Genomic DNA, 13,809 nt, shown 5'->3' on the forward strand with positions numbered 1-13,809 from the left:
AAAGTTGAATTGTCAGAGAATTAATGTAAAAACTTTGAACATTTAATTATGATGAAACATATTTTTGAGTTCGTACTCGCAACGATTATCATCTATTTTGTCTGGAATATTTTGAAGAGAATTTTCTTTAAAACTTTCCATAGTTATGTGTTTGGTAATAAAAACAATAACAGACAAAATCCGGATGTGCAAAACTCAAATAAGATTAGTAAAAAAATCAACTGGGACGCAGAAACTGTGGACTACGAAGAAGTAAAAGAGACCAAAGACAAAAGGTAATAATTCCGAAAAATAAAAGATAATAACCATCAACATGGCGAAAAATAAAAACTTAATTTATATTGCAATTTCATTGGTTGTATTTATAGTTTTAGCATTTTTATACTCCACTCCTGTTTTTACGGGGAAACAGCTTTTCCAGCATGATATTGTGCAATATCGAGGCGGTGCGAAAGAACTTCTCGACTATAGAGCCAGCAACGAAAAAGAAACATACTGGAGCGATTCCATGTTTGGAGGAATGCCCACTTATCAGATGGGAAGCCAGTTTAAAGGCGATATCATCAAACAAATTGATAGTAAATTAAATTTTCTTCCAAGACCTGTCAATTATCTTTTCTTGCTTTTCGGAGGATTTTTCCTGTTGGGAATGGTCGCCGTCAGAAACTGGAAATATGCACTTCTGGGAGCTACTTTCTTCGGACTTTCAACCTATTTTTACATTGCCATTGCGGCGGGACATAACGGTAAAGTAAATACCATTGAATATTTTGCACCACTTTTAGCCGGAATTTTATTGGTTTATATAAGGAAAAGTTACATTTGGGGATTCATCGTCACTACCCTTTTCATGGGGCTTCAGATCGCCGCGAATCACCCGCAAATGACCTATTATCTTTTCCTTGCCTTAGGATTTTTATTCTTATCTGAATTAATCAGAGCGATCCAGAAAAAAATCCCGATGAAGCATTTTCTTGTTTCTTCAGGAATTATTGCGGCTTCTTGTTTCATTGGAGTCGGAATGAATTCTCAAAGAATCATGGCGAATTCTGAGTACATCAAAGAAACAGTTCGTGGAAAACAAATCTTAACCAACGAAAGCAATACCGGAGGAGATTCAGGAATGGATAAAGAAAGTATGTTGATGTGGAGCTACGGAAAACTGGAAACATTGAACCTTTTCATTCCCAGATTAATGGGTGGCGGAAGTCAGGAACCTGAAGGAAAAGAAATGATGGCGAAAGTTCAGGAATTGGTTCAGGAAAACGTAGGTTCTCGAATTGAATATGACAGAATTTCTAAAGGATTCGGAAATCTAACGTATTGGGGAGACCAACCAGGAACTTCAGGACCAGCTTATCAGGGAGCAATTGTTTGTTTCCTGGCTGTTTTAGGATTCTTTTTTGCATGGAAAAAATACCGCTACTGGATTTTAGGAGCTTCTATTTTAACCGTCTTTTTGGCTTGGGGAAGCAACTTCATGGCATTTTCAGACTTCTTTATTGATTTTGTTCCGTTTTACAACAAATTCAGAGCACCATCTTCCATTTTAGTGGTAGTAGAATTATTATTCCCGCTCATTGCCATCCTCGGATTATACAGATTCTTTACAGATTCAACACTGACGGAAGAATACAAAAAGAAAATCCTTCTTTATGTTGGTGGCGGAAACTTTAGGTTTCACTTTACTTCTACTTATTTTCGGAAAAGCTTTATTAGGTTTCCATACAGACAACGAAAAAACATATCTTCCTCCTTTCCTATTGGATTATTTGGTTGAAGAAAGGTATAAATTATTCAGAATTGATGCCATCAAAGCATTTATTTATGTTGCCATTACAGCAGCAGCTTTGTTCTTGGTTTTAAAGCAAAAATTAAATCAGAATATCGCTTTAATTATTATCGGAGTTGTAAGTTTATTCGATCTTTGGTCTGTAAACAAACGTTATTTAAATGATGACAATTACGTTGATAAAATATTTGCAGAAAATCCTTTCCAAACAGAAAGTTCAGATTTAATGGTTGAAAAAGTTCAGGGAAATCCAAATCTTGAACCCATTTTAGCAAATGTAAATGTTAACAAAACACTGGAAATAATTTCTGAAAAAGATAAAACGCATTACAGAATTTTCAATAATATTTTAGGAACGTTCAGTGAGACCAATACCTCGTATTTCAAATCTTCAATCGGAGGTTATCATGCCGTAAAATTGAGAAGATACGACGATGTTATCAATGAATATTTTCAGGTAATGGATTCTGTAAAACTTCCGAATATCCTGAATCTTTTAAACACAAAATACATGGTTTTAGGAGGTCCTGAAAAACCTCAGGCAATTCCGAATCCTAGAGCAAACGGAAACGCATGGTTTGTAAGCGACCTGAAATTTGTAGATTCTCCCAATCAGGAAATTAAATCGATCGGAGTAATTAACAGTAAAAAAACTGCTGTAATTGCATCTTCCGATAAAAAATATTTTGATGGAAAACCTGTTCAGGCAGATTCAACAGCGTTTATTAATTTAACAAAATACCAACCGAACGAATTAGAATTTAAATCTCAATCAAAAACTCCGCAATTGGCAGTATTTTCTGAGATTTATTATCCTCACGGCTGGAAATTCTTCATCGATGAGAAAGAAGTTCCTTACATAAAGGCTGATTATTTACTTCGTGCAGTGCATGTTCCTGCAGGAAATCACCATGTAAGAATGATCTTCGAACCTGAAGTAATCGAAACAGGAAAATGGATTTCTCTTCTTTCATTCGGATTATTTATCCTATTGAGTGGCTTCGGTATTTTCTGGATGAATAAAAACAAGAAAAAGGAAATTCTAGTAGAAAAAGTTTAATCTTACTTTTGTCATTCCGTAGGAATCTAAGCGATTATTAGAATAATAATTTTAAAAACTTCATCTAGATTCCTACGGAATGACAAAAAAACGCATAGTTTACATTACAATTAATGGAACAGAAAAAAATATTAATCATCACTTATTACTGGCCTCCTGCTGGAGGTCCCGGTGTTCAAAGGTGGTTGAAATTTGCAAAATATTTACCCGAATTTGGCTGGAAACCCATTATTTTCACTCCCGAAAATCCGAGTTATCCTTTGTTGGATGAAAGCTTATTAAAAGACGTTCCAGAAAATATTGAAATCATTAAAACAAAGATCTGGGAACCTTATCAACTCGCTGAAAAGCTTAATAAAAGCAATAAAAAATTCAAAGCCGGACAGTTTGATGTCGGTAAAAATCAAAGCTGGAAATCTAAACTTTCGATTTGGGTAAGAGGAAATTTTTTCATTCCTGATGCGCGAGTTTTTTGGGTAAAACCTTCAACACAATTTTTAGAACAGTATTTAAAAGAAAATAAAATTGATGTTGTGGTAACTTCGGGACCGCCACATTCGCTTCATTTAATTGGTTTAAACTTAAAAAAGAAACTTCCGAATCTGAAATGGATCGCCGATTTCCGTGATCCGTGGACTGAAATTTCTTACTATAAACATTTAAAATTAACCAAAAGCTCCGATAAAAAGCATCACCAATTGGAAAGTGAGGTTTTCAAAAATGCGGACATTACATTGGCAACAAGCTATACCGATGCTGAAAATTTCAGAAAAAATGGAGCAAATGCAATATGTATTACGAATGGTTTTGATGAAACGGATGCCTCAGAAACACTCAATCCTTCAAATTCTCAGACTTTAGAACAAAAATTTACACTAAGTTATATCGGAGTTTTAGAGCAACTTCGAAATCCGGAAAACCTTTGGAAAGCACTTGATAATTTAGTTAAAACAAACTCGGATTTTGCTAAAAATTTCACTTTGAAATTTGCAGGACGAATTGATGATAAAATTTTAAGCTCGATTGAAAATTCTGCTTTAAAAAATCATGTTCTTAATTTGGGTTATATTTCTCATGATAAAGCGATTTTAGAAATGGCGAAATCTTCGGTTTTGTTGATCACCAACTTTCCCAACGAATCATCGAAAGGAATTATTCCCGGAAAAATTTTCGAATATTTAGCAACCGGAAAACAAATTATTTCTTTTGGACCAAATGAAGCCGATGTTTCAAAAATATTGACAGAAACAAAGGCAGGAAAGCATTTCAGCTATGACGATTCTGAAACAATAAAAAATTTCATTTTAGAAAAATTTGAATTATGGAAAAACGGAAATTTGGTTGAAAACACTCAGAATATCGAGCAATTCTCAAGAAAAAATTTGACTAAAAAATTGGCTGAGATTTTATAGCTTAATTTTTTTAACCCAAAGATTTTGTCTTTAAAAACCCACAAAAAAGCAAAACTATTTTACCACCTGAGTTTTGAAAATCTTTGATTTTCTTCTTATGTGATCTTAATATTTTCAAAGTTTTAAATATTCTTAAGTGTTCTAATGTGTTAAAATTTCAGCTCCTTTTGTTGTTAAAATTTTATATTAAATCGTCCATTGATCACTGATCACGGCAACTAAGCTTATCATGAATATTGATAGAAATAATTCCTTTATTTCTTACTATTAATTGAAATATATTACCAAACGCGATGCCATTTTTGAGTGCGAGAGTTTAGTATTTTAGAGTTTGAGATAGACTTTAATTATTGTGAATATAGTTTTTTGCATTTGTCTTAAAGTCCATTCCTTACAGCTTTTTTGTACATTTGACCCATGGAAATTTTAGATATTCTTATCATCGGAGCCGGCCCAATCGGTCTGAATTGCGCTCTTGAAGCTAAAAAAAACAATCTCACTTATTTAATTATAGAAAAAGGAAACCATCGTAAATTCTTTATATAATTATCCTTTATATATGCGGTTTTTTTCAACGGCTGAAAAATTAGAAATCGATGAAATTCCATTTATATCAACTGCTCCCAAACCCGGAAGACAGGAAGCTTTAGAATATTATCAAGGAATTGCGAGACAGAAAAATATCAACATCAATCTTTACGAAAAGGTCTTAAAAGTTTCGAAAGAAAATGATGTCTTTAAAGTTGAAACCCCGAAAGGAAAATATTTTGCAAAAAATGTAATTATATCAACAGGATTCTATGATATTCCAAATCTGATGAATATTCCGGGAGAAAATTTAGAAAAAGTAAAGCATTATTATACAGAACCTTACCCTTACGCAAAGCAGAAAATTGTGGTGATTGGTTCGAGCAATTCTTCGGTGGATGCGGCGTTGGAAACGTATAGAAAAGGAGCGGAAGTTACCATGATCGTTCGTCATTCTGAAATTTCAAAAAATGTAAAATATTGGGTAAAACCTGACATTGAAAACCGAATTGAGGAAGGAAATATAAAAGCTCATTTTAATTCTGAACTTATCGAAATCAAAGAAAATTCAGTCATTTTTAAAGATGAAAACGGACAAATTCAGGAAATTGAAAATGATTTTGTTCTTGCCATGACGGGCTATTTACCTGACTTTGATTTTTTGAAAAACTCAGGAATAGATTTGCAGGGAGATTGTTTAAACCCGCTTCATCACCCCGAAACGATGGAAACGAATGTTGAAAATCTTTATTTGGCAGGAGTGGTTTGTGGCGGAAAAGACACTCATCTTTGGTTTATTGAAAACTCAAGAATTCATGCGGAAATGATTGTTCGACATATTCTTTCAAAATAAAAATAATAAACATAAAGTTTGTCATTCCGATTTCTATGACAAATACCAATTATTTTTACAATTCTATTTCTACAAAATAAACCGAGATTCCTCCTGAATGACAAACTTTGCGTAATAAATTACTCTAAAATTAGAAAGTTAAAAATCAACCTTCACACCAAAAACAAAATTTCTTTTTGCAGCCGGATTGTAAAAACGGTTTCCGAAAGCGTTGATATCAAATCCCAACACGTAATCTGTATTATAGAGATTCTGAATTTGTAGATATAAATTAAGTCTCGTTTTTTCAAAATCTACAGGAACTCTGAATTGAATATTTCCCACAAAACTCGATTCCGACCAAACAGAATTGGCATCATTTAAAGGCATTTTTGAGGTATAAAAATGGGAATAATCAACAGAAAGTTTTTTAAAGAAAGTGAAGTTTAACAAACTATTAATCGTTGTTCGTGGAACTCCAGTTAAATCGTTTCCGGAAAAATTATTATTGAGTTGTCTGTAATTTTCAAATTTAAAATTGTAAAAACTTCCTGAAAACCTAAACTTAAAATTACTGAAAAAATCATTCTTAAGATTAAAATTTTTAGACTCCAAAAGAACTTCAATACCTTTTTGAAGGGTTTCGCCCGAATTGATAAAATATTCTTGTCCAGCTTCATTTTGTCTTCGGACAATTGCATTTTTCATCCGAAAATCAAAATAACTTCCTTCTATAAAAATGGAATTTCCGAACTGTTTTCTGATTCCGATTTCTTTATTCCAGCCATATTCCGGCACGAGATTTAAGTTAAATTCCTGATTCGAAGAACGGATTTCTTCATTGGTTGGAGCAGAATTTCCTTTTCCGATTTTTCCTCTTATTGAAAAACCTTTTGCAAAAAGATAAGTGAATCCGAAATTAGGAAGCCATTGATTTTTAAATTTCATATTTCCGTTTTCTGATCTTGGATAAATCCTCTCGAATTCATAAGAATTGGAATTTAAGCTGACTGAAATATCTGTAAATAATTTTTCGTTAAAATTCAATTTCTGTGAAAGAAAATAAAAACCTGAAATATTTTTAAGCTGGTCAAAATTCTGTGGATTTCCTTCAATTCCTTTGTTATTATCGTAGTTTTTAATCAAAATATCATTAATTCCACCTTCAAAGCCCAATCTGTAAGCCAATGAAATTTTGTCCCAATTTTTCTCATAATTAAAGTGTGTTCTTATTGCAAAATTTTTCTCAAAACGATTTTCAAAATTAGTGATAAAAGGATTTTCAAAATCGACATACGAACCTTGAATTAAAATAAAATGTGAGAAATTAGGATTAAAATTACCCTCATTTGAAAGTCCGGCAAGAATCATTTTGTTGCGAATTCCTGCATTTTGTTCTTTTGCACCTGGAAGCGTTGCTGTTGCAGGTCTTGCTTGTTTTCTGTTAAAATTCATTTGATCTAATGTCAATCCACCCGGAGTTTCATAATCGAGGTCAGAATACAATAACATTGCCTTTAGTAAACCCTTTTTTGAATATTGAAAATTGTCTTTAATAAAAATCTGTTTTCTTTCAACTGAAGATTGTTCTCTGTAAGAATCTGTTCGGTAATAATTCTGAAAAACCTCAACAAAATGCTTTCCCAATTGCTTTGAAACATCAAAACTCTGATTGAAAGTTCCATAACTTCCGATGGCAAGATTTGCTGATAAATTCTCGGAATCTTTTGTTTTAAGAAGAAGTGTTCCGCCTGTTACGGCTCCGTAATCTCCGCTTTCAGGACCTTTATATATCTCAATTTTATTAATTAATTCGGGAGAAATGAGATTGAAATAAGTATTTCCTGAAGCATCCGACAAAATAAAATCATCCAGATAAACTTTCACATTCCGAACTCCAAAAGGTGACCTCAACGTGCTTCCACGAAGGGAAATCCGGTAGCTTCCGGGAGAACGTTCTTCCATTCTTGCTCCTGCAATTTGGTTCACAGATTCAAGCATTCTTTCCGGTGTATTTTGATTTAACAAGTTTTCGGAAATGACCGAAACCGACTTAGTAGAAGCCATAAAAGGTGTTGGTTTTTTATAAGCATCAATCTTGACTTCTGAAATCAATGTCGCAGAATCCTTCTTTTGTGAAAAGAAAAATGAAACGGAAAATAAGGAAAGTAGAAAGTATAGTTTTGCCATTGAAACATTGAAAGCAAAAATTGTACAGTTTTGGATTTTGTTATGACTAAGTTTTAATCTAAAAAAGCCGCAAAATATCTGCGGCATTATTATATTTGAATTATGTTTGAATCATTTTAATAGGATTTCATCCTATCCTTTATTAAATCGTCCCTTCTGGACTCTCTTAAAATTATCAACTTTAAGTTTAATTAAACTTTTTTATCGCCAATCATCCACGGAACGATAAAGTAAAATGCAACAGCGATCATCGTTGCCAAAACTCCCGTTCCGATCCATAAAATATTGAAGCCAAAATTCTTAACAATCAAAGTTCCGATGTAAGGCGTAATAATAAACGCCGCGGAAAAAGAAATGCTGTTCAGCCCCATGTAAGCGCCTTTATTGTTTTGTCCAGAACGTTTTGCGGAGATGGTAGACATGAAAGGCAGCGTCCAGATTTCTCCGATACAAAGCAATGTCATGGAAATTACCAGTCCGATTATGCTGTAATCAAACGCCATCATTGCATACGAAAATCCGCAAATGAAAGTTCCGAAAAGCATGGTAAAAGCCAGATTAAAGTATTTTTCTGCAATCTGTACGAATCCCATTTCGAGCAAGACAATCAGAAAACCGCTGTATCCTAAAATATAACCTATATTTTCCTGACTCAATTTTGCAACGTCTTTATAAAATATGGTCAACGTGCTGAATAACTGGAAGAAACACATTGAAAAAAGCAGACAAAAGAAACAGTAAATCAAGAATTTACCATCTCGGTAAGGCGAATTTTCTTTTATTACTTCAATCGCTTCTTTTACTTTTGGAACTTTTGCTTTTGCTAATTTATTTCGTTTTGAGAAAAATACAATGTATAATATTCCCGCCGATAAAGCTGCCAAAGCATTGCTGTAAAATAAAAATTCGTATGAAATGGCAGATAAAATTCCTCCTAAAGCAGGACCAATAGAGAATCCTAAATTCACCGCCATACGATTTAATGAAAATGCTCTTGTAATATTTTCAGGTTTGGCATATTTTGTAATCGCCACCGAATTGGCAGGTCGAAATGTATCACTCACAATACTTTGGAGTAAAATGATCGTTGCCACGCCAACTTCTGTTTTAAATATCGGAATTAAACAAAACAAAGGAACACTCAATAACAAGCTCATATACTGAACTTTATACTCTCCTATTCTATCTGTAATGAATCCTCCTAACCAAGATCCGATTACAGATCCGATTCCGAAAAAGCTTAAAACAATTCCTGTATTTTCTATGCTAAAATGTAAATGGGTTGTCATGTAAACTCCCAAAAACGGGAGCACCATTGAGCCCGCCCGATTGATGAGCATTACCAATGCGAGCATCCAACTTTCCTCGGAAAGCCCTTTGAATGAATTGGTATATATGTGTATTAATTTCACAATTTCTAAAGTTTAGTTTAATAATTTGTATTTGATTTTTTTTGTTTAAACACAAATGGCTCTAATTTTTTTCACGAATAACACTAATCTGGATTTGTGAAAATATTTGTGTTTTTAGTGTTTAAAACAAAAAAAACAGGGCTTAAAAAATTAAGCCCTGTTTCATTTATAATGATATAAATAAATTTTTACTCCGGCTTATAAGAGTCTTTTAATGTTACCGTTCTATTGAATACCAATTTGGTATCCGTAGAATCCTGATCTTTCGTGAAATAGCCAATTCTCTGGAACTGAAGCGGTTCTTCAACAGCAACATCCTTTAAAGCAGGCTCAGCAAATCCTTGAATTGTAGAGACAGATTCAGGGTTTACGAAATTCAAGAAATCCACATCTTTCTCAGCATCAGGTTGTTCCACAGTGAATAATTTATCATAAATTCTCACATCGATCGGAAGTGCATGTTTTGCAGACACCCAATGTAACGTACCTTTTACTTTTCTTAAACTTTCCTCAGTTCCGCTTCCTGACTTAGATTTTTCATCATAAGTAGCATAAATCGTTGTGATTTCTCCGTTTTCATCCTTCTCCACTCTTTCAGCTTTGATGATGTAAGCGGATTTCAAACGAACTTCGCCACCTAATTTCAGTCTAAAGAACTTATTATTAGCTTCTTCCTTAAAGTCTTCACGCTCAATATATAATTCTCTTGAGAACGGAACTTCTCTCGTTCCTGCATTTTCCTGTTCAGGATTGTTCTCCGTTTCCAGCCACTCTTCATTTCCTTCAGGATAGTTCTCGATCACTAATTTAACAGGATCTACAACCGCCATTACGCGTTTTGCAACCTTGTTCAGGTCTTCACGCACACAGAAATCTAATAATTGAATCTCAATTAAGTTCTCTCTTTTTGCAACTCCTACTTTGTCGATAAAGTTCCTGATAGAAGTCGGTGTAAACCCTTTTCTTCTCATTCCGGAAATCGTAGGCATTCTAGGATCATCCCATCCGTTCACTACATTTTCAGCGATCAGCCTTTGTAGTTTTCTTTTGGAAGTAATCATATAAGAAACATTCATTCTTGCAAATTCTCTTTGCTTGTTTTTAACTTTTCCTTCTTCGTAAACTTGGTCTAAATACCAGTTGTAAAGCGGTCTGTGGTTTTCAAACTCCAGAGAACATAATGAATGCGAAATTTGCTCTAAATAATCAGATTCACCATGCGCCCAGTCGTACATAGGATAAATTTTCCAATCTGTTCCTGTTCTGTGGTGAGGTCTTTTCAAAATTCTGTACATAACAGGATCACGCATATTCATATTTGGCGAAACCATGTCGATTTTTGCACGAAGAGACATTGAACCTTCCTCAAATTCACCGTTTTTCATTCTTTCGAATAAGTCTAAAGACTCTTCAACAGGGCGATTTCTGAATGGAGATTCCACTCCCGGTTCTGTCGGGTTTTTTCTTTGTTCGCTAATAATTTCAGACGGCTGCTCATCAACATAAGCTTTTCCTTCTTTAATTAATTGCACTGCCCAATCGTAAAGCTGCTGGAAGTAATCGGATGCATACAAAACTTTATCCCACTTGAAACCTAGCCATTCAACGTCTTTCATGATAGAATCTACGAATTCCTGCTCTTCTTTTTCAGGGTTCGTATCGTCGAAACGAAGGTTTACGGGAGCATTGTATTTTTCACCCAAACCGAAGTTGATGCAGATCGCTTTTGTGTGACCTACATGCAGATAACCGTTTGGTTCAGGCGGAAAACGGAAACGGATCTGATCGTTTTTCAGTCCGTTTGCCAAATCATCTTCGATAATTTGCTCAATAAAATTGAGTGATTTTTTTTCTTCTTCCATTAAATTTCGCTTTAAAATGCCGCATTAAACGACAATTTGCAAATTTAGTTAAAATTTTGGGTTTATGAAAAAATCTAGGTTAGAGATAACTTTTTTAGAAATGATATTATCTTTTTGCTGATGGTTGTTCAGATTTTTTTCCATAGTTCCCTACGTTATCGATCCATAGTTCTAATTGTCCTTTAGGAACGGCTGATGAAAAACTTTTATAATCAAATTTTTTGGGGGTTAAAACAATTCCTCTCTTTTTTAGTATTCCACTTAATCTTTCTGCAATACCCCGATCATTAGTATGAAAATATCGTATTTCATTAACTTTAAACGATGGAACATTTTCAATTCCGGGAGCTCTAAAAATATAGTTACTATCACCAACCGCTTTATATTCTTTTCCATTTATTTCATTATTTATTTCATTTTTTATTTCGGAATTCAAATTTTGTATAAGCTTTTTGTTTTCAATCTTAGAATATTGAATATAAACGATAGAAACTTTAGTATTTGGAGCCTGATTCTCATAGGAAAGAAGTTTTTTGTTTTCCTTCAGTGCAAAAGATTTAAAAAGATCTACAATTATGCTTGAACCTTTTCCTGGAGTATTACTGTTAACAAGCATCTTAGCTAAGGTCTTATTGCTCATTAATCGTGTAGTAGCAAATTCACCAGAGTTCCCAATGTCTACTATAGGATCGCCATTTCTCTTAGCTTCAATTCTCAATAAGTTCAATGCATCTGTAGCATGTCCATTAAATGGTGTTTTATAAGCTTGATTTAAGGTTTGATATAGAGCAGATTTTTCTTGAAATCCTCTTTCTTTTTTACTATTTTTTGCATCTTCTTCTGAAATGAAATTTATTAATACAAATCTTATTTTTTTATTAGGATAATTATTTTTAGCAATGTATTTTAATCTCTTGTAAACATCTAAAGTTGTAGATGTTCCTGTATTCTCATAAAAACCACCATCTCCTAAATATCCTGTTTCAGGAACATAATTATAGTTACTCAATAACGGAAATGCCTGACTTTGCGCAACTGCAGCTGAAATCGGAATATAGCTTTCATTTGCTTCTTTACTAGATTCAAACTCTTTAAGTATGTCTTTCACCCGCATATCCAGTTTATCAAGTTTCACTGGGGAGAAGATAGCTTTCCGTCCCTCATTCAAACACGCTGAATTTATAAAAAACAGAGGATTAAGCAGATCTACTTTTTTCTTATCATTATTATACCATATACTAAGATAGTTTTGATTAAAATAATCTTCAATTTCCTTTTCTTTATTAAAACCTAAGGATTTAACTGAAGATAATAATGCATTTTTTTCTTCTTTTTGTAAAATATAATTTCGATCAATATTATCTCCCGACATTTCTTTAGCTATAGGATTTACAAAATAATCTGAAAACATCAAACCTAAAAAATTACTGCTAAAATAATTTTTATTATAAATGTCACTTATTAAGTTTCCTCTTTTCAGATAGGACTTATCTGATAAAATATTTTTAGTTTTCAGAGCAAAATAAAAATTAGCTCCATTTGATGAACCTGATACCGTGGAAAAACTAAAAATATTTTTATAAAATTGTGGATTGGTAGCTTCCACATTTAGAAGATTGGCAAGAATCCAACTTCCAGCTTTTGACCCACCTCCCTGCCCGGAAATAAGAACCACATCAATTGTTTCATCATTTTTCTCACTAATTTTATGATTTACTTCTAACCATTTTATAAAATAATCATCCAATGTTACTCTATTATCATAATTACGCGTGATAATTTTTTGTGAATTTTTAGCATATTCTCTCAAATAAATAGTTTTCTCCTTCATGAAAACAAATCTTGCTACAATAATTACTAAAACTAAATAAAAAACATATCGTAATTTATCATATTTACCAGTATACTTTGCAGTCTTATAATGATCAATAATAACTATGATCCTGGGAGTTGTATATAATAATTCAAAAATCAGAATAAAAAATGTTGAAAGAACAACTAATATTACTGTGGGGGAGATCCAAATAAGTTTAAAAATTAAACTTAAAGCACAAAAGCATACCACAAGTAAGGTACTTAAAGCAATTGTAGCTTTGTGAAGTTTAAAACTAAAATTATAATTACTTTCCGCATCTTCAGTTTCATTTTCTTTATGAACTAAATATAAAAACATAAGAATTATTCCTAAAACATTATAAAAAATCAAGAAGACTAAAAATATATTGTAGAAATTATCAATTTCACTTGACTCAATTTGTGGATATTTAATCAAACCTGTTGTTGAAACAACTAATGGGGACAGAATAATTAATAATGATACTCCTAAAACTATTTTAAGTAAGTCTTTTCTTTGTTTATTCTTATTAAAGAAATCATAAATTTTTTGGAATTTCTTATTTAGAAAATATAAAATAAAAAAAGAGAGTATTGTAAGTATTCCAAAGATAAGCCAAGGAGAAATACCACTATATAATACATCAATTAAACATGCCACCAACGTTACAGTATAAACTACCCAAGGTGCGATGGCCAAATACCTTATAGGAATTTGGTTTTTTTTATCATTTTTCTTTCCATTATATATATCTTCAAAATTTTGATAATAGAATAAAACATCTGAATGACTCGCCTTTGACCCCAAATATAATTTGATAATAATATACTAGTTAATACCAAATTAATTAAACAACATTACAACTAATAATAATGGAGAACATTTCG

6 protein-coding genes and 2 pseudogenes are annotated in these 13,809 nt (G+C 32.7%); 4 read left to right on the forward strand and 4 right to left on the reverse strand.

Going from position 1 to position 13,809, the window contains the following annotated elements:
• Window positions 1–48 precede the first annotated feature (48 nt).
• From J3D55_RS17955 to J3D55_RS17970, 4 genes and pseudogenes are all read left to right on the forward strand, one after another.
• Window positions 49–279, forward strand: a complete 231-nt coding sequence (locus J3D55_RS17955; protein WP_259132850.1) for a hypothetical protein — start codon at window positions 49–51, stop codon at window positions 277–279.
• 34 nt (window positions 280–313) lie between these two features.
• Window positions 314–2,852: pseudogene (locus J3D55_RS17960) on the forward strand (YfhO family protein).
• A gap of 113 nt (window positions 2,853–2,965) precedes the next feature.
• Window positions 2,966–4,264, forward strand: a complete 1,299-nt coding sequence (locus tag J3D55_RS17965; RefSeq protein ID WP_259132851.1) for a glycosyltransferase family protein — start codon at window positions 2,966–2,968, stop codon at window positions 4,262–4,264.
• A gap of 417 nt (window positions 4,265–4,681) precedes the next feature.
• A pseudogene (locus J3D55_RS17970) lies at window positions 4,682–5,645 on the forward strand (YpdA family putative bacillithiol disulfide reductase).
• A gap of 138 nt (window positions 5,646–5,783) precedes the next feature.
• Here J3D55_RS17970 and J3D55_RS17975 read toward each other — a convergent pair.
• The 4 genes from J3D55_RS17975 to J3D55_RS17990 all read right to left on the reverse strand — a co-directional run bounded on the left by J3D55_RS17975 (window position 5,784) and on the right by J3D55_RS17990 (window position 13,729).
• Window positions 5,784–7,814, reverse strand: a complete 2,031-nt coding sequence (locus J3D55_RS17975; protein WP_259132852.1) for a TonB-dependent receptor — start codon at window positions 7,812–7,814, stop codon at window positions 5,784–5,786.
• Window positions 7,815–8,005: 191 nt separating this feature from the next.
• Window positions 8,006–9,229, reverse strand: coding sequence for an MFS transporter (locus J3D55_RS17980; protein WP_374759525.1), 1,224 nt, complete (start codon window positions 9,227–9,229; stop codon window positions 8,006–8,008).
• Between the two features lie 185 nt (window positions 9,230–9,414).
• Window positions 9,415–11,088, reverse strand: coding sequence for a glutamine--tRNA ligase/YqeY domain fusion protein (locus tag J3D55_RS17985; protein WP_259132854.1), 1,674 nt, complete (start codon window positions 11,086–11,088; stop codon window positions 9,415–9,417).
• Window positions 11,089–11,194: 106 nt separating this feature from the next.
• Entirely contained in the window at window positions 11,195–13,729 is a 2,535-nt protein-coding gene (locus J3D55_RS17990) for a polysaccharide biosynthesis protein (RefSeq protein ID WP_259132855.1), read from the reverse strand.
• Window positions 13,730–13,809: the final 80 nt, after the last annotated feature.

Source organism: Chryseobacterium ginsenosidimutans (assembly GCF_024807225.1).
GTDB lineage: Bacteria > Bacteroidota > Bacteroidia > Flavobacteriales > Weeksellaceae > Chryseobacterium > Chryseobacterium ginsenosidimutans.